The organism is Bisbaumannia salifodinae (assembly GCF_055388505.1).
In genome coordinates, this window is record NZ_AP043781.1 from 4,220,111 (window position 1) to 4,237,705 (window position 17,595).

A 17,595-nucleotide genomic window follows, 5' to 3' on the forward strand; every position below is an offset into this window, starting at 1 on the left:
TCCGCATCCGGACTAGTCCTCGCGATCGAGGATGGTGGAGATCATCGCCGTGGTGGAGACCCCGTCCTCGAAGCCCAGCACCTTGACCTCGCCGCCATGGGCGATCACCGCCTCGCCGCCGGCGATCTCCTCGGGGCGATAGTCGCCACCCTTGACCAGCACATCCGGCAAGACCCGGTCGATCAGCTCGGCGGGGGTGTCCTCGGCGAAGGGCACCACCCAGTCCACGGCGCCCAGGCCGGCCAGCACCTGCATGCGCCGCACCAGGGGATTGATGGGGCGCTTGGGGCCCTTGAGGCGGGCGATGGAGGCGTCGTCGTTGACCGCCACGATCAGGCGATCGCCCAGCTTGCGGGCCTGCTCCAGGTAGGCCACATGGCCGGCATGCAGGATATCGAAGCAGCCGTTGGTCATCACCACCCGCTCGCCGCGGGCCTGGGCGGCGCGCACGGCCTCCGCCAGGGCCGGCGCCTCGATGACACCGAATTCGGCCAGCTTGTCGCCGTGCAGGGCGGTGTAGAGCTCGGCGATGGAGAGGGTGGCGGTGCCCGGCTTGGCCACCACCAGGCCGGCGGCCAGGTTGGCCAGGGTCATGGCCTCGGGGAAGCCATGGCCGGCGGCCAGCGCCAGGCCCAGCACGCCGATCACGGTATCGCCGGCGCCGGTGACATCGAACACCTCCCGGGCCCGGGTCGGCAGGTGCAGGGGCTCGTGATCGGCACGGATCAGGGTCATGCCCTTCTCGCTGCGGGTGATCAGCAGCGCCTCGAGGTCCAGCTCCTTGCGCAGCGCCTCGCCCTTGGCGGCCAGCTCGACGTCGTCGCGGCAGGGGCCCACCACCGCCTCGAACTCGGTGAGGTTGGGGGTGATCACGCTGGCCCCGCGATACTTGCGGAAGTCACCGCCCTTGGGGTCGACCAGCACCCGCTTGCCGGCGGCGCGCACCGCGTCGATCAGCGCCTCGACCCGGTTGAGGGTACCCTTACCGTAGTCGGAGAGGATCACCAGGTCCACCTCCGCCAGGCGCTCGGCGACCCGTTCGCCCAGCTCGCCGGTATCCACCTCGCAGAGTCCCTCCTCGAAGTCGAGGCGAATCAGCTGCTGATTGCGGCTCATCACCCGCAGCTTGGTGATGGTGGGAATCTCGGCGCTACGCTGGAAGTGAACGCTCACTCCGGCGTCTTCCAGGCGCTCGCTCAGCAGGCTGGCATTATGGTCGTCGCCCACCAGACCGGCCAGCTCGGCCTGGGCCCCCAGGGAGGCGATATTCAGCGCCACGTTGGCGGCGCCGCCGGGGCGGTCCTCGCTCTCGCCCACCTTGACCACCGGCACCGGCGCCTCGGGAGAGATACGCGAGGTGCCGCCGTGCCAGTAGCGATCCAGCATGACATCACCCACCACCAGCAGGCGGGCCTGTTCCAGGGCGGTCAGATCAAGCTTCATTCCTTGGCTCCGATAGCAGGGCGTCGAGGCGCGCGATCACGTCCTCGGCACGAATCAGGGACATGGCGTCCGGGTGACGTACTCGCTGGCCCCATTCCAGCGCCTCGGGGTCCTTGTGCAGGTAGGTCCGCACCGCCTCGGGATAGCGGTTCACCACCGAGTCACGCCACAGGTAGGGACCGGCCCGCTCCGGGTTGGTGGTGGCGAAGAGCCCCACCACCGGGGTATCGAGGGCATTGGCCATATGCACCGGGCCGGAATCGGGGGCGACCACCGCCCGGGCCCGGTCGACCAGCGCCAGGAGCCCCTTGAGGGAGGTGGCACCGATGGCATCGATCAGCACCTCGTCCTGGCACAGCTGGCGAATACGCTCGGCCATCTCCCGCTCCTGGGGCGTATCGCTGCCGGTGAGCACCGTTTTCAGGCCATACTGACGCCAGGCATGCTCGATCACCGCGGCGAAGCCTTCCGCCGACCAGTTGCGGAAGTTACGCAGGCGCGCACTGCTGCAGGGGCTGATCAGCAGATAGGGCGCCTCGCCGGTGAGCCGCCGGGCCTCGGCCACGGCGGCCTCGGGAATCGGCAGGTCCCAGGCCAGGGAGGTGTCCTCCACGCCCAGCAGGCGGGCGAAGTCCATAAAGGAGTCGAGCACATGGGCGCGGGGATGGGGGGCCAGGTGACGCTGTACGAACCAGTGCTGCTTGTCCTTGGCACGGCCCTTGTCGTAGCCGATGCGCACCCGGGCCTTGAGACCGAGGGAGAGCACGCTGGCGCGTACCGCCTGCTGCATATGCAGCAGGGCATCGAAACGGGTCTCGCGCAGTTGACGCCAGATGGCGCGCATGCCGGCCAGGCCGCTGGCCTTGTCATAGACCACGAACTCGACCCCGGAGAGGCCGGCCAGTAGACTGTGCTCGCCCTTGCCGATGATCCAGGTGATGCGCACGCCGGGCCACTGGCGTTGCAAGGCGCGCACCGTCGGCACCAGGTTGCAGACATCGCCCAGGGCGGAGAGCCGCAGCACGCAGAGGTGCTCGGGGTGGGCGGGCAGAGGATGCTTCATGCGGTTGGTTATATCCCGAACGGAAAAGGCGATCATTCTATATGATGCCGACAGTTTAAGTGACGCCGCCCCCGGGCCACAAATCGGCCCCGGCGGCGCGCCGACGCCGGCCTGGTTTGGCGGTGACTTCTGGGAGGCCCGCCGGGCGGTGGTGGGCCAGGCCCCGGGACGCGGCGCCAGCCTGTTCCTCGAGGCGGGCCCCGAGGAGTGGGTGCTGCGCCCCTATCGCCGCGGCGGCCTGATCGCCCGGCTCAGCGAGGCTCGCTACCTGTGGACCGGCGAGGAGCGCAGCCGCGCCTTCCGCGAACTGCGCCTGACGGCGGCACTCCATGAGCAGGGGCTGCCGGTACCGCGCCCGGTGGCGGCCTGCGTCTGGCGTCATGGCGCCACCTATGAGGCGGCGCTGATCACGGTGCGCCTGCCCGGTGCCAAGGCCCTGGCCGAACGGCTGACCCGCGCCGATGCCACCCTGCTGGCCCGGGTCGGCCACACCATCCGCCAGTTCCACCGGGCGGGCCTGGATCATGTGGACCTCAATGCCCGCAACCTGCTGGTGGACGAGACCGACCGGGTGTGGCTGATCGACCTCGACCGCTGCCGCCTGCGTTCCCCCGGCCCCTGGTGCGAACGCAATCTGCAACGCCTGGAGCGCTCGCTGAAGAAGTTCGGCGTCCCCGAAGCCATGGCGGCGATCCGCCGCGGCTACGCGGGGTAGAGTCGCGCCAGCAGGGCCTCCAGCCCCCCTAGGATATCGCTCTTCTCCGGCACCCGGCCGTCGCGGAGGAAGACCGCCTCATGGCACGCCTCATAATGGGGCCAATAGCGGAACGGAACCGTCATAAAGAAGACACCTAGCGTCGGCGTATGGGTGGCCAGAGCCATGTTCCTGACCCCGGTATCCCCCGAGACCAGCAATGCGCTCTCGGCGAGGAAGGGCGCCAGGGCATCCAGGTCAAGGCGCCGCTGCACCGAGACATTGTCGTGCCGGCCGGTGATATCCCCCAGGAAGTCGCCGCTTTCTTCCGGCTTGTGCCCCTCCAGTAATACGTGCTGATACCCTGGAAAGCGCGTGGCGGCCTGATCGATCAGCCCCGCCCAGGATTCTCGAGAGAGGGACTTGCGGCTCACCGCCGCATAGGGGAAATAGACGATTCGGCGGAGCGCCTCCCCTGGCTGGTGGCGAGGCAGGGCAAACTCCAGTGGATACTGCGGCTTGTGCCCCATGACCTTGAGGAAATCGAGCAGGATCTCCGCCTCATAATGAAAGTCTGAGCGCAGGATCCCCACATCGAAGAGCAGCCGATTGAAGACCTGGCGATAGGGAAAGCCGAGCTTGACCCGCGCCCGGGTCACTAGACTAAGCAGGCGGGAGCGGGAGGTGTCGGCCAGGTCGAAGAGCACATCATAGCGCCCCGGCTCCCGCAGCGACCGCCATTGCGCGGCCAGGGATCCCTCGCCATCCAGCACATGGACCTCATCGACCAGATCCCTCGGCAGCGCATACTGATAGCGGCTGACGGTACTCAGGGTGATATGGGCCCGGGGGAAGAAACGGCGCAGCTCCACCAGGAAGGGACGCGCCGCCATCATATCTCCGAAGGCGCACTGACGAATCACCAGGATTCGACGTACCCCCTGCTGATCCAGTGCCGATAGCCAGCGCCGCCCGCGCTCATTCAGATAGCCTCCCTTTTCCACCCAAGCCTTCATGGTGCCTTCTCCGTTTCTACGTCCCGATAAATCGCCGTCAGGGCGGCGATATGTCCACTGATCTCGAACTCCTGTGCGACCCGCTCGGCGGCGGCTTCCCCCAGGGCCCGGCGCAGGCCGGCGTCCTCGGCCAGCTCGCTTAGGGCCTCGGCCCAGGCCAGAGGCGAGTCCGGGGGCGCCAGGCGGCCGCACTCGGGGGGCAGCAACTCGGGGATGGCGCCGCTATCGGCGCCGATCACCGCCTTGCCGGCGGCCATCGCCTCGATCACGGTGAGGCCGAAGGCCTCGTTCAGCGAGGGCACGCAGACCACGTCCAGGGCCTCCATCAGCCGTGGCAGGTCGCGGCGAAAGCCGGTCAGGGTGACTCGCTCGCCCAGGGCCAGCTCGGCGATACACGAGCGCAGGCGCGCCACATAGGCCTCGTCGCTGCCTTCGCTGGCCTTGAGGCCGCCGATCAGCACCCCCTGGAAGGTCAGCGTCGGTGCCAACCGCGCCAGTTCCGCCAGGGCCTCCAGCCACAGATCCTGGCCCTTGCCGGGGGTCAGTCGCCCCGGCAGGCCGATGGCCAGGGCGCCCTCGGGAATCCCCAGCTCGCCGCGCAGGCTATCGCGCTCCCGCTCCGTCAGCCGCGGCCGGTAGGGGGTGGTATCGATACCCAGATAGAGGCGCCGAATGCGTTCCGGGGGCAGCGCGAAGGCCTTGAGGTTGCGGGCCCGGGTCGCCTCGCTGATGGAGAGCAGCCGGCTCAGCTTGCCGTAGGCCCAGCGGTGGTAGGGGCCCTTCTTGGGCCGGGTCACCCCCATATGCTCGGTGAATACCAGGCGCAGGGAGGGCCGGAGGCTGGCCAGCAGGGCGGCCAGGCGCAGGTCACTGGACTTGTGGCAATGCACCACACGGATATCATGGTGCTTCAGATAGCGCAGGATTCGCGGTACCGCCAGGAGGGCACGGCCCCGGGAGGGCACCGTCAAGGGCGTGACGCCCGCCTCCTCGAGGCTGGTCGCCACCCGGGAGCCCGCCAGCGCCAGGCCATGGGCCTGCCAACCCTGGCGCTCGAGTTCGGGAATGATCCGCGCCGGGTACATCTCCAGTCCACCCCACCCTTCAGAGAGGCAGATATGCATTACCTTGTGGGACAAGGTCGTCTCCTTCGTTGCCAAGCCGGGACTCGGGCCAGCCGATGACCGATGCCGCCTCCTCCCCGCGACGCATCCTGGCGGTGCGCAACGATAAGCTCGGCGATTTCATGCTCGCCTGGCCGGCCCTGGCGAGCCTTAAACGGGCCAATGGCGCTAACCATATCACCGTCCTGGTGCCCGGCTATACCGCCGCCTTGGCGCGCGCCTGCCCCTGGGTGGACGAGGTGCTGGTGGATCCCGGCGATAAGGCCGGGCGCCCGGCGCAGCGCGAGCTGCTCGAGACCCTCCGCCAGGGACGCTTCGATGCCCTGCTGACCCTCTTCTCCACGCCACGCATCGGCTGGCTGGGCTGGCGGGCGGGCATTCCCCTGCGCCTGGCGCCGGCCACCAAGTGGGCCCAGGTCTTCTACAACCGCCGGATCACCCAGCGCCGCTCCCGTTCCGAGAAGCCGGAGTACGTCTACAACCTGGAGCTGGCCCGGGCCCTGCAGCGCGAGCTGGGGCAGGCCACGCCGGAGGTAACGCCCCCCTACTGGCCGCTGCCCGCCGAGGAGCGCCGGGCCCAGCGCCGGCGGCTCGGCGACGAGCTGGGCCTGGATAGAGGCCGCCCCTGGCTCTTCCTGCATCCGGGCAGCGGCGGCTCGGCGGTCAATCTGACGGCGGCGCAATATCGCGACCTGGCGGTCGGCGTTTCCGCCCGCCTGCCCCAGCCGCCGCTCTGGCTGCTCACCGCCGGTCCCGGCGAGGAAGCCGCCGCCGATGACCTGGCACAGTCACTGCGTGACGCGGGACTCGAGGCCCATCGGGTTCCCGCGCGCCCCGACCTGGCCGCCTTCGCCAGGACCCTGAGCGCGGCGGACCTGTTTATCGCCGGCTCCACCGGCCCGCTGCATATCGCCGGCTGCCTGGATCGCCCCACGGCGGGCTTCTACCCCGCCAAGCGCTCGGCGACACCGTTGCGCTGGCAGACCTGCAATCGGGCGGAGCAGCGGCTGGCCTTCAGCCCGCCGGCCCTGCCGGGCCAGGAAACCGAGATGGGTCGGATCGATCTGCAGGCGGCGGCCCAGGCCATCGCCGAGCGGATTCGCTGCCTGGCTGACAACGAAGAATAATTAATAGTCGGAGGAATCGCCAGGAAGCAGGTTAGCCATCGCCGGGAGGCGAGGTAGTGCGGGGCGAACTCAGGGATCCGTGGCTACCTTGGAGAGCGGTAAAAGGCCTTGGCCTTTAGTGTCTATCGGAGGTGTCGCCGGGAGGCGGATTAGTACGGGTACGGATCCAGAGATCCGCATACTTGGCGAAGGTGGAATGAGCCGAGAGCAGCGCCAGCAGCAGCCCCTGGCGCCCGTCCAGGAAGCCCGCCTTGAGCAGGTACATGCGCAGGAAGCAGCCGATGCCATGCACCACCCCCGCCCCCAGGCTGCCGCGCTTGCCCCGGGCGGCCCGCTGTTCCGCCCAGGCCTGGGCATAGTGGGCCGACTTCTCCAGGTAGTGACGCAGGTCGCGGTAGGTGAAGTGCAGCAGATCGCCCGAGAGAGGCCTGACCGGCAACCCCTCGGGGTTCTCCAGCTTCTCGTGCACCAGGGCCTGGTTATAGCCGGCGCGGCCGCGGGGATAGAGGCGCGCCACCCGATCCGGATACCAGCCGGAGTGGCGGATAAAGTCGCCGAAACACCAGGAAAGCCGGGCCAGGGTATAGATCGCCGGGGTCTCCTCGGCCAGGGTGGCCTGGATGCTCCTGCGCAGTTCCGGGGTGACCCGCTCGTCGGCATCCACCATCAGGATCCAGTCGCTCTCCACCAGGGCCTCGGCGCGCCGGCGCTGGATACCGAAGCCTTGCCAGTCCGCCGCCACCGCCACCTTGCCGGTATAGCGGGCGGCAATCTCCCGGGTGGCGTCCTGGCTACCGGCATCCAGCACCACGATCTCGTCGGCCCAGGTTAGGGTATCGAGACAGGCGGCGAGATGCTCGGCCTCGTTCTTGACGATCAGTACGGCGGCCAGGGACATAAGGAGATCCTGCGCTAAGGGAGGTGGGCGCCAGTGTAAGGGCGCCCCTCCCCCGCCGCAACGCTCCCCCGCCCTCCAGCCCGGCGGCGAAGCTTGGTAGTCTAGACCCCACACTCACCCTCAGGGCTATCGCCTCGATGTCCGGACTCCATCTACTAAGCCACCCCCTGCGCCATCCCCGCTGGTGGGCCCTGGGCTTCCTGGGCCTCTGCCTGGGCCATGCCCTGAGCGTGCTGCTGCCGATCCCCTGGTTCAGCCTGCTGCCTATCGCCGGCCTGTGGCTGGGCCTGGCCGCCAAGCTGGGCTGGGGGGCGCCCCGCCATGCCCGCTACCGGCGCGTCTGGCCCTGGTCGCTGCTGCCCCTGGCCCTCTGGTGGCTCTATCTCTATCTCTCCGATGGCTTCGGCAGCGTCGACCTGGGGGCGGTCTTCTTCCATCTCCAGGCGGGCATATCGGAGCATGGCGGCGCCGGGCGCATCACCGCGGCCGTCCTCTACACCCTGGCGGCGGCCCTGAGCCTGGTGGCCTTTACCTGGCTGATTCGCACCGACAAGCGCTGGCGGCTAGTGGAGAAGGTGTTGATGCTGGCCCTGGTGGCCGGCAACCCGCTGCTCTTCGGCCTGGGGCAGCGGGGAGCGGCCATCGTGGTGGAGGAGGACGGGGCCTGGCTCGACCGCCGCTATCAGGAGCCCCTCCTCCAGGGCCGTCCGGCGTCGCCGCCCAATCTGCTGCTGATCTACCTGGAGAGCATCGAACGCACCTATGCCGACCGGGAGCGCTTCGGCGATGCCTATGCCGACCTCGCGCACCTCGGCGAGCGGGGCACCGTCTTCGAAGGGGTGCGCCAGATCGACAATACCGGCTGGACCATGGCCGGGATGATCGCCAGCCAGTGCGGGGTACCGCTGATGCCCGCGGGCCTACTGCATGATCGCCAGTTCGAGCCCCTGGAGGCCGTGGTGCCCGGTATCGACTGCCTGGGGGATCTACTGAGCAAGGAGGGCTATCGCCTCACCTACCTGGGTGGGGCCAGCACCAGCTTCGCCGGCAAGGGCCTCTTCTATGAGGGCCATGGCTTCGACCTGGTGCTGGGTCGCGAGGAGCTGGTCCCGCGCATGACGGACCCCGACTACCTCAATAGCTGGGGGCTCTACGACGATACCCTCTTCGACGTCGCCGTGGAGGAGATCGCCGACCTGGAGACCGAGCCCGGTCCCTGGGGCCTGGTGGTGCTGACCCTGGGTGGCCATGCTCCCAATGGCTACCCGTCCCGGCGCTGTCGTGAGCGCCAGGGCGAGTTCGACGGCGTGGATATCCTCTACTCGGTGGAGTGCACCGCCTGGCTGACCCGCGACTTCCTGGAACGCCTGGAGGCACGGGGCCTGCTGGAGAACACCCTGGTGATGATCGCCAGCGATCACCTCACCATGCGTGTCTCGGCCTGGGATCAGCTGATCCTCGGCGAACGGGCCAACACCGTTATGCTGCTGGGGCCAGGCGTCGGCGCGACCCCAGTCACGCGGGAGGCCTCGACCCTGGACCTCTATCCCACCCTGCTGGAGGCCATGGGCTTCGACCTTCCCCAGCATCGGGCCGGCCTGGGGGTCTCCCTGCTGGCCCCCACCCTCAACTTGGTGGAACGTCATGGGGCCGAGGAGATCAATCGTCGCCTGACGCAGGAACGCGCCCTGCAGCAACGCCTCTGGGAGGGGTTGGCGCCGCAACCCGAGAGCGCCCCGGAAACGCCCCAGGAACAGGTCACCGAAACGCCCCGGGACCAGCCCGAGACGGAGGTCGAGCCCCTCTAGTCGACTCTCGAAGGGGCTGGGCCAGGCTCGGCCAGCAGGGCCTCCAGCAGCCGCTCGGGGGCCATCCGGGTCAGGCAGTGGGTATGCCCCAGGGGGCAGGTGCGCTGGAAGCAGGGCGAGCAGTCCAGCGACAGGGTATGAATCTCGGCGCTGCCGGTCAGCGGCGGCGTATAGGCCGGCGAGGAGGAGCCGTAGAGGGCATGCACCCGGGTACCCACCGCCGCCGCCACATGCATCAGGCCGGAGTCATTGGTCACCACCTGGCGGCAATCGGCGAGCAGGTCCACCGCATCCGCCAGCCGGGTCTTGCCGCACAGGTTATGGGCATGATCGAGCCCGGCGGCGATCGCCTCTCCGGCCTCCACGTCCTTGGGCCCACCCAGCACCCGCACCTCGAACCCACGGGCCACCAGCGCCTCGGCCAGGGTCCGGAAATGTTCCAGGGGCCACTGCTTGGCGGGGCCATACTCGGCGCCGGGCATCATGCCGATGGCGGGCCGCGACGACAGGCCCTGGGCCAGGCGCAGCTCCACCAAGTTATCGGCATCCACCGCCAGCCGCGGCCGCGGGATCGGGAAGTCCCCAGCGGCGGCCGCCTCGGTGGGCAGCCCCAGGGCCACGAAGCGCTTCACGGTCTGGTCCAGTACCGCCTTGTCGAGGCGCCGGCGGTCATTGAGCAGGCCATAGCGCTGCTCGCCGGTGAAACCGGTGCGCCGGGGAATGCGTGCCAGGAAGGGCACCAGGGCCGACTTCAGGGAACGCGGCAGGACGATGGCCTGGTCGTAGCGCCCCTTCAACCGGGCGGCCAGGGCCCGGCGCGCGCCCCAGCCGAACTGGCCATGTCCCACCTCCAGGCCATGGGCCTCGTCCACCTCGGCCATGCGTTCGAGAATCGGCAGCGACCAGGGCGGCGCCACCACGCCGATGCGGCAGCCGGGGTGACGCGCCTTGAGGGTCATGAACAGGCTCTGGGCCATCACCATGTCGCCGACCCAGGAGGGGCCGACCACCAGGATGCGTGGCCCCTCGGCGGCCTCGGGCCTAGCCATTCAGCCACTCCAGGTAGGCGCGCACGCCCTGGGCCACGCTCTTGAACTCGGCGTCGTAGCCGGCCTCCCGCAGCCGCGAGATATCGGCGCGGGTGTAGCTCTGGTAGCGCCCCTTGAGCTCCTCGGGAAAATCGATGTACTCGATCTTCCCGCGACCGTAGTAGTCGATCACCGCCTCGCCGATGGCCTTGAAGGGCTCGGCGCGGCCGCTGCCCAGGTTGAAGATGCCGGACCGCTCCGGGTGGTCGAGGAACCACAGGTTGACGTTGACCACGTCGCCCACATAGACGAAGTCGCGGCTCTGCATGCCCGCCTCATAGCCGTCCCAGGCACCGAACAGCTTGAGGTCCTGGCCGGCGCTCACCTGGGTGTGATGGTGATAGGCGACGCTGGCCATCTTGCCCTTGTGCTGCTCCCGGGGGCCATAGACATTGAAGTAGCGGAAGCCCACCACCTGACTGGTGAACTGATCCCAGCGGGCCCGCACGTACTGATCGAAGAGCAGCTTGGAGTAACCGTAGACGTTGAGGGGTTTCTCGTGCTCCGGCGCCTCCACGAACACCTCGCTGCCGCCATAGGTGGCCGCCGAGGAGGCGTAGAGGAAGGGGATACCGCGCTGCTGACAGAAGTGCAGCAGCACCTTGGAGTACTCGAAGTTGTTGTCGAGCATAAAGCGGCCGTCCCACTCGGTGGTGTCGGAGCAGGCCCCCTCGTGGAAGATCGCCTCGATGGTCGGCAGGGTCGCCGGCCCACCGTTGAGCTCCGCCTCGGCGCGGCGCCGGAAGTCCTCCTTGTCCAGGTAGTCGCCCAGGGTGCAGTCGGCCAGGTTGACGAACTTGGTGCCGTCGGAGAGGTCGTCCACCACCATCACGTCCTGGTGGCCGCGGGCATTCAGGGCCTTGACCAGATTCGAGCCGATAAAGCCGGCCCCGCCTGTTACTACGATCATCGCTTGCGTCCTCATGTCGTCCGGGCCGGCGCCACGGACCGACTTGCCCGGGTGCCTATAACCGATTCCCCACTGATTGTATACTTGACGCCTTGTGAATTCATGGGCCAACCGGTGCTTCACCAATGACAGAGTCGACGCCTGACGCGAAAACCTTCCAGGGCCTGATCCTCGCCCTGCAGCAATACTGGGCCGAACAGGGCTGTGTGGTCATGCAGCCGCTGGATATGGAAGTCGGTGCCGGCACCTTTCACCCGGCCACCTTCCTGCGCTCCATCGGCCCCGAGACCTGGAACGCCGCCTATGTGCAGCCGTCCCGCCGCCCCACCGACGGCCGCTATGGCGAGAACCCCAACCGCCTGCAGCACTACTACCAGTTCCAGGTGGTGATGAAACCCTCCCCCAAGGACTTTCAGGAGCTCTACCTGGGCTCCCTGAAGCGCCTGGGCATCGACCCCCTGGTGCATGACATCCGCTTCGTGGAAGACAACTGGGAATCGCCGACCCTGGGTGCCTGGGGCCTGGGCTGGGAAATGTGGCTCAACGGCATGGAGGTGACCCAGTTCACCTACTTCCAGCAGGCCGGCGGCATCGAATGCTTCCCGGTCACCGGCGAGCTCACCTATGGCCTGGAGCGGATCGCCATGTACCTGCAGGACGTGGACAGCGTCTACGACCTGGTCTGGACCATCGCCCCGGACGGCTCCCGGGTCACCTACGGCGATGTCTACCTGCAGAACGAACGCGAGCAGTCCACCTACAACTTCGAGCACGCCGACGTGCCGGCGCTGTTCAATGCCTTCGACCACCAGGAGAAGGAGTGCGCCAAGCTGCTCGAGGCCGGCCTGCCGCTGCCCGCCTATGAGCAGGTGCTGAAGGCCTCCCACACCTTCAACCTGCTGGACGCCCGCCACGCCATCTCGGTCACCGAACGCCAGCGCTATATCCTGCGGGTGCGCACCATGGCCCGGGACGTGGCCCACGCCTACTACGACTCACGCAAGGCCGCCGGCTTCCCCATGGCCCCCGAGGCCCTGCGCCGTGAACTGCTGGCCGACGAACAGGGAGACGCTTGAGCATGGCATCCTCTACTTTCTTGCTGGAACTCGGTGTCGAGGAACTGCCTCCCGGTGCCATCGATAGCCTCGCCGAGGCCCTGGCCGAGGGCCTGCGTCGCGGCCTGAGCGAGGCCGAGATCGACTTCGGCACCATCCGCGCCCACGCCACGCCACGCCGCCTGGCGGTGGAGATTCTCGAGCTCGCCGACAAGCAGCCGGACCGCGAAGTGGAACGCCGCGGCCCGGCCCTGGCCGCCGCCTTCAAGGACGGCCAGCCCACCAAGGCCGCCGAGGGCTTCGCCCGCTCCTGTGGCGTCGGCGTCGACGAGCTGATCCACCTGGAGACCGACAAGGGCACCTGGCTCGGCTACCGGGAGCAGCAGCAGGGCGAGGCCACCACCGCCCTGCTGCCGGCCATCGCCGACAAGGCCATCGCCACCCTGCCGGTCCCCAAGAACATGCGCTGGGGCGCCTCGCGCATCGAGTTCTCGCGCCCGGTGCACTGGCTGGTGATGCTCTATGGCGACCGCGTGGTGGAGGCCGAGATCCTCGGCCTCACCGCCGGCCGCACCACCTATGGCCACCGCTTCCATGCCCCCGAGGCCATCGAACTGGCGCATGCCGACGGCTACCTGGCGACCCTGGAAGAGGCCTATGTGCTGGCCGACCGCCACAAGCGTCGCGAGCGTATCCGCGAGCAGGTGCTGGCCGAGGCGGAGTGCCAGGAGGCGGAGGCGGTGATCGACGAGGCGCTGCTCGACGAGGTCAGCGGCCTGGTGGAGTGGCCGGTGGCCCTGACCGGCAGCTTCGACGAGCGCTTCCTGGAGGTGCCGCCGGAGTGCCTGATCTCTTCCATGAAGGCCAACCAGAAGTACTTCCACCTGCTGGGTAGCGACGGCAAGCTCAAGCCGCTGTTTATCACCGTGGCCAATATCGAGAGCCGGGATCCCCAGCAGGTGATCGAAGGCAACGAGCGGGTGATCCGTCCGCGCCTGGCCGACGCCGCCTTCTTCTATGACACCGACCGCAAGACGCCGCTGGCCGAGCGCCGTGACGGCCTGGCCAGCGTGGTCTTCCAGCAGCAGTTGGGCACCCTGGCCGACAAGGCCGATCGCTCCGCGGTGGTGGCCCGGCATATCGCCGAGCATATCGGCGGCGATGCCCTGCATGCCGAGCGTGCCGCCCAGTTGGCCAAGTGCGACCTAGTCACCGAGATGGTGCTGGAGTTCCCCGAGCTGCAGGGCATCATGGGCTGCTACTACGCCCGCCAGGATGGCGAGCCCGAAGCCGTGGCCCGGGCCCTCTACGAGCAGTACCTGCCGCGCAACGCCGGCGACGAGATCCCCCGGAGCCCGACCGGTCAGGCCGTGGCCCTGGCCGACCGCCTGGATACCCTGACCGGTATCTTCGGTATCGGCCAGCGTCCCACCGGCACCAAGGATCCCTTCGCCCTGCGTCGCGCCGCCATCGGCGTGCTCAATATCCTGGTCAAGGGCGAGCTGGATCTCGACCTGCGCGAACTGTTGACCCTGGCGGTGGAGCAGCATCGCGAGCTGCCCAAGGCCGAGGGATTGGTGGATCTGGTGCTCGACTATATGCTCGAGCGCTTCCGTGCCTGGGCCCAGGACGAGGGCATGGCGGTGGAGAGCTACCTGGCGGTGCGTGCCCGTCCAGTCACCAAGCCCCTGGACTTCGCTCGCCGCATGCGTGCCGTGCACGGTTTCGCCGCCCGCGACGAGGCCGCCGCCCTGGCCGCCGCCAACAAGCGGGTCTCCAATATTCTCGCCAAGCAGGAGCATGACGGCAGCACCCGGGTGGATCCCGAGCTGCTCCAGGAAAGCGCGGAACAGGCCCTGCACCAGGCCCTGGCGGCCCGCCGCGAGGAAGTGGCCCCGCTGTTCCGGGCCGCCGACTACAGCGCCGCCCTGGACCGCCTGGCCGCCCTGCGCGAGCCGGTGGATACCTTCTTCGACGAGGTGATGGTCATGGCCGAGGAGCCGGCGGTGCGCAATAACCGCCTGGCCCTGCTCGCCGACCTCCAGGCGCTGTTCCTGGAAGTGGCGGATATCGCCGAGCTCCAGCAGTAAGAGGTTCCTCCCCGCGAGGCCAAGGGCCGGCGAGTCACACTCGCCGGCCCTTTTCTATGCGTTCCCTCCCTCCGGGCGTTTCACGTGAAACATCACCGGCGGCGAGCCGACTTGGCAGCCGATGTTCCACGTGAAACACTCCCCACAACCCAATGACAGCAACGAGGACGCGACGCCCATGCCCTCCCCCGACCGCCTGGTCATCCTCGATCGCGATGGCGTGATCAACCAGGACTCCGATGCCTATGTGAAGTCCCTGGAGGAGTTCCTCCCCTACCCCAGCGCCATCGCCGCCATCGGCCGCCTCTGCCAGGCGGGGTGGACGGTGGCGGTGGCCACCAATCAGTCGGGCATCGCCCGAGGCTACTATAACGAGGCCGCCCTGGGAGAGATGCATGCGGAGCTTCGGCGTCGAGTCGCCGAGGCCGGCGGGGAGCTGGCCCATATCGCCTACTGCCCCCATGGCCCAGACGACGACTGCGACTGCCGCAAGCCGCTGCCCGGCCTGCTCGAGCAGGTCCGCGACGCCCTGGGGCTGGAACGCCTGGCGGGGAGCTGGATGGTGGGCGACAGCCTGAGAGACCTCCAGGCCGGGGAGACCCAGGGCTGTCGTAACGTGTTGGTCAGGACCGGAAAGGGCGAGCGCACCCTGGCCAAGCACCCGGAGCTCGCCGCCCGCGGCAGCGAGACACGCGTCTTCGACGACCTGGCCGGCTTCGTCGACTGGCTGCTGGCCGACCAGGCGCAATAGGCGGGAAGGTTGCCCAGACGAAATCGCCCCCATGGCCAGGCCATGGGGGCGATTTTTTTTACAGCTTCAAGCTTATGGCTCTCAGCTCCCAGCGCAGCCGGAATTACACATCCAGATTGGCGACCAGGGCATTACGCTCGATAAAGTCGCGGCGCGGCTCCACCTCGTCACCCATCAGGGTGTTGAACATCATATCGGCGGCCACCGCATCCTCGATGGAGACCCGCAGCATGCGCCGGGTATCCGGGTTCATGGTGGTATCCCACAGCTGGTCGGGGTTCATCTCCCCCAGCCCCTTGTAGCGCTGGATGGAGAAGCCGCGCTGGGCCTCCTTCATCAACCACTCCAGGGCCTCGTAGAAGGTCGTCACCGGCCGCTGACGCTCGCCGCGGGCCACATAGGCGCCCTCCTCCAGCAGGCCATCCAGGGTCTCGCCCAGGCCGGCCATGGCGCGGTAGTCGGCACTGCCGAAGAAGTCGTTGCCCCAGATATAGTCGCTGGTCACCCCATGGGCGATCAACGATACCTTGGGCAGATAGAAGCCGCGCTCGCTATCCTCATGGAGCTGGAAGACATAACGGGGCCCACCCTCGTAGGCCACCATGGCGTCCATCTCCGCCTGCAGGCCATCGATCCAATGCTGCATGGTGCCGCGATCGCGGAGACTCTCGTCGCCATTCAGGGCGGCGGCGTGCACCATCTTGCGCAGCACCTCATCGGGATAGACCCGGGACAGGCGATCGATGCGATTCATCACGTCGCGGTACTGCTTGACCAGCGACTCGAGCTGTTCACCGGCGATGCCCGGGGCGTCGGCATTGACGTAGAGTCGGGCGCCATCCAGGGCGGTGGCGGTGAGATAGTCGGTCAGCGCCTGCTCGTCCTTGAGGTAGGTCTCCTGCTTGCCGCGCTTGATCTTGTAGAGCGGCGGCTGGGCGATAAACACATGGCCCCGCTCGATCAGCTGCGACATCTGGCGGAAGAAGAAGGTCAGCAACAAGGTACGGATATGCGAACCGTCCACGTCCGCATCGGTCATGATGATGATGGAGTGGTAACGCAGCTTGTCCGGATTGAACTCCTCCCGGCCGATACCACAGCCCAGGGCGGTGATCAGGGTACCCACCTCCGCCGAGGAGAGCATCTTGTCGAAGCGCGCCTTCTCCACGTTGAGGATCTTGCCCTTGAGCGGCAGGATCGCCTGGGTCCGGCGGTCACGCCCCTGCTTGGCGCTGCCACCGGCGGAGTCCCCCTCTACCAGATAGAGTTCGGAGAGGCTGGGATCCTTCTCCTGGCAATCCGCCAGCTTGCCCGGCAGGCCGGCGATATCCAGGGCCCCCTTGCGGCGGGTCATGTCGCGAGCCTTGCGCGCGGCTTCCCGGGCCCGGGCGGCATCGAGCATCTTGTTGACCACCGCCTTGGCCTCGTTGGGGTGCTCGATCAGATACTCGGAGAGGAGCCTGCCCATCTCCTGCTCCACCGCGGTCTTCACCTCGGAGGAGACCAGCTTCTCCTTGGTCTGGGAGGAGAACTTGGGGTCCGGCACCTTCACCGAGATAATGGCGGTGAGCCCCTCACGGGCATCGTCACCGGAGGTGTTCACCTTGGCCTTCTTGAGCAGCCCCTCGGCCTCGATATAGCCGTTGAGGGTCCGGGTCAGTGCCGCCCGGAAGCCCGCCAGGTGGGTACCGCCGTCACGCTGGGGAATGTTGTTGGTGTAGCAGAAGATGTTCTCGGCGAAGGTGTCGTTCCACTGCATCGCCACCTCGACACCGACCCCATCCTCGCGCTCCACATTGAAGTGGAACACCGAATTGAGGGTGCTCTTGTTGGTATTGAGGTGATTGACGAAGGCCTTGAGTCCGCCCTCGTAGTGGAACAGCTCTTCCTTGCCGCTACGCTCGTCGAGCAGGCGAATCGCCACCCCGGAGTTGAGGAAGGAGAGCTCGCGCAGTCGCTTGGCCAGGATATCGTAGTGGAACTCGATATTGGCGAAGGTCTCCGGCGAAGGGCGGAAGTGGACCCGGGTACCGCTCTGCTCGGTCTTGCCCACCACGCCCAGGGGGGCCTCGGGCACGCCATGGCGATAGATCTGCTCATAAACCTGGCCGGCACGCCAGACGGTCAACTTGAGCTCTTCCGATAGGGCGTTGACCACCGAGACCCCGACGCCGTGGAGACCACCGGAGACCTTGTAGGAATTGTCGTCGAACTTGCCGCCGGCGTGCAGCACCGTCATGATCACTTCCGCCGCCGAGACTCCCTCCTCCTCGTGAATATCGGTGGGGATGCCGCGGCCATTATCGCTGACGGTGATCGATTCATCCGGGTGAATCACCACCCGAATCTCGCTGCAGTGCCCCGCCAGTGCCTCATCGATGGAGTTGTCCACCAGCTCGAAGACCATGTGGTGCAGGCCCGTGCCATCGTCGGTGTCACCGATATACATGCCGGGGCGCTTGCGTACCGCATCCAGGCCCTTGAGAACCTTGATGCTCGATGAGTCGTAAGCCTGTTCGCTCATTGAC

The 17,595-nt window shown here is 67.6% G+C and carries 14 protein-coding genes; 6 read left to right on the forward strand and 8 right to left on the reverse strand.

Annotation, left to right across the window (positions count from 1 at the left end; all coding sequences use genetic code 11):
* Positions 1-12: 12 nt before the first annotated feature.
* Complete coding sequence (gene hldE / locus ACZ5EF_RS19740; protein WP_346060862.1) at positions 13-1,443, reverse strand: bifunctional D-glycero-beta-D-manno-heptose-7-phosphate kinase/D-glycero-beta-D-manno-heptose 1-phosphate adenylyltransferase HldE; 1,431 nt, start codon at positions 1,441-1,443, stop codon at positions 13-15.
* Positions 1,433-2,506 (reverse strand): glycosyltransferase family 9 protein, encoded by a 1,074-nt coding sequence (locus ACZ5EF_RS19745; protein ID WP_346060861.1) that lies wholly within the window; start codon positions 2,504-2,506, stop codon positions 1,433-1,435. Before ACZ5EF_RS19745 ends, hldE begins: the two co-directional genes overlap by 11 nt.
* On the opposite strand from ACZ5EF_RS19745, the gene ACZ5EF_RS19750 reads away from it, so the two are divergent.
* Positions 2,505-3,221 carry a 3-deoxy-D-manno-octulosonic acid kinase gene (locus ACZ5EF_RS19750; protein WP_346060860.1) on the forward strand — a complete coding sequence of 239 codons (717 nt, stop codon included), beginning with the start codon at positions 2,505-2,507 and terminating at the stop codon, positions 3,219-3,221. The genes ACZ5EF_RS19745 and ACZ5EF_RS19750 overlap by 2 nt on opposite strands.
* Here the strand turns inward: ACZ5EF_RS19750 and ACZ5EF_RS19755 are convergent.
* On the reverse strand, positions 3,209-4,216 hold the full coding sequence (locus tag ACZ5EF_RS19755; protein WP_346060859.1) for a glycosyltransferase family 9 protein: 1,008 nt from the start codon (positions 4,214-4,216) through the stop codon (positions 3,209-3,211). The two genes, ACZ5EF_RS19750 and ACZ5EF_RS19755, sit on opposite strands and share 13 nt — an antisense overlap.
* Positions 4,213-5,355 (reverse strand): glycosyltransferase family 4 protein, encoded by a 1,143-nt coding sequence (locus ACZ5EF_RS19760; RefSeq protein ID WP_346060858.1) that lies wholly within the window; start codon positions 5,353-5,355, stop codon positions 4,213-4,215. The genes ACZ5EF_RS19755 and ACZ5EF_RS19760 overlap by 4 nt, the downstream gene beginning before the upstream one ends.
* 41 nt (positions 5,356-5,396) lie before the next feature.
* On the opposite strand from ACZ5EF_RS19760, the gene ACZ5EF_RS19765 reads away from it, so the two are divergent.
* Entirely contained in the window at positions 5,397-6,467 is a 1,071-nt protein-coding gene (locus ACZ5EF_RS19765; RefSeq protein WP_346060857.1) for a glycosyltransferase family 9 protein, read from the forward strand.
* Between the two features lie 115 nt (positions 6,468-6,582).
* Here the strand turns inward: ACZ5EF_RS19765 and ACZ5EF_RS19770 are convergent, their stop codons facing one another.
* Complete coding sequence (locus tag ACZ5EF_RS19770; protein WP_346060856.1) at positions 6,583-7,365, reverse strand: glycosyltransferase family 2 protein; 783 nt, start codon at positions 7,363-7,365, stop codon at positions 6,583-6,585.
* Positions 7,366-7,502: 137 nt separating this feature from the next.
* On the opposite strand from ACZ5EF_RS19770, the gene ACZ5EF_RS19775 reads away from it, so the two are divergent.
* Entirely contained in the window at positions 7,503-9,173 is a 1,671-nt protein-coding gene (locus ACZ5EF_RS19775; protein WP_346060855.1) for a sulfatase-like hydrolase/transferase, read from the forward strand.
* On the opposite strand, the gene waaF is transcribed toward ACZ5EF_RS19775, so the two are convergent.
* Positions 9,170-10,222 (reverse strand): lipopolysaccharide heptosyltransferase II, encoded by a 1,053-nt coding sequence (gene waaF / locus ACZ5EF_RS19780; RefSeq protein WP_346060854.1) that lies wholly within the window; start codon positions 10,220-10,222, stop codon positions 9,170-9,172. The two genes, ACZ5EF_RS19775 and waaF, sit on opposite strands and share 4 nt — an antisense overlap.
* Positions 10,215-11,171 carry an ADP-glyceromanno-heptose 6-epimerase gene (rfaD, locus tag ACZ5EF_RS19785; protein ID WP_346060853.1) on the reverse strand — a complete coding sequence of 319 codons (957 nt, stop codon included), beginning with the start codon at positions 11,169-11,171 and terminating at the stop codon, positions 10,215-10,217. Before rfaD ends, waaF begins: the two co-directional genes overlap by 8 nt.
* 125 nt (positions 11,172-11,296) lie before the next feature.
* Here rfaD and glyQ point away from each other — a divergent pair, with 125 nt between their 5' ends.
* The 3 genes from glyQ (at position 11,297) to gmhB (ending at position 15,067) form a co-directional block, all read left to right on the forward strand.
* A complete protein-coding gene (gene glyQ / locus ACZ5EF_RS19790) occupies positions 11,297-12,247 on the forward strand; it encodes a glycine--tRNA ligase subunit alpha (protein WP_346060852.1) in 951 nt (316 codons plus the stop codon).
* Positions 12,248-12,249: 2 nt separating this feature from the next.
* Positions 12,250-14,316 carry a glycine--tRNA ligase subunit beta gene (gene glyS, locus ACZ5EF_RS19795; RefSeq protein ID WP_346060851.1) on the forward strand — a complete coding sequence of 689 codons (2,067 nt, stop codon included), beginning with the start codon at positions 12,250-12,252 and terminating at the stop codon, positions 14,314-14,316.
* 178 nt (positions 14,317-14,494) lie between these two features.
* On the forward strand, positions 14,495-15,067 hold the full coding sequence (gene gmhB, locus ACZ5EF_RS19800) for a D-glycero-beta-D-manno-heptose 1,7-bisphosphate 7-phosphatase (protein ID WP_346060850.1): 573 nt from the start codon (positions 14,495-14,497) through the stop codon (positions 15,065-15,067).
* Between the two features lie 103 nt (positions 15,068-15,170).
* Here gmhB and gyrB read toward each other — a convergent pair whose 3' ends face one another.
* A complete protein-coding gene (gyrB, locus tag ACZ5EF_RS19805; RefSeq protein WP_346060849.1) occupies positions 15,171-17,591 on the reverse strand; it encodes a DNA topoisomerase (ATP-hydrolyzing) subunit B in 2,421 nt (806 codons plus the stop codon).
* Between the last annotated feature and the right edge of the window lie 4 nt (positions 17,592-17,595).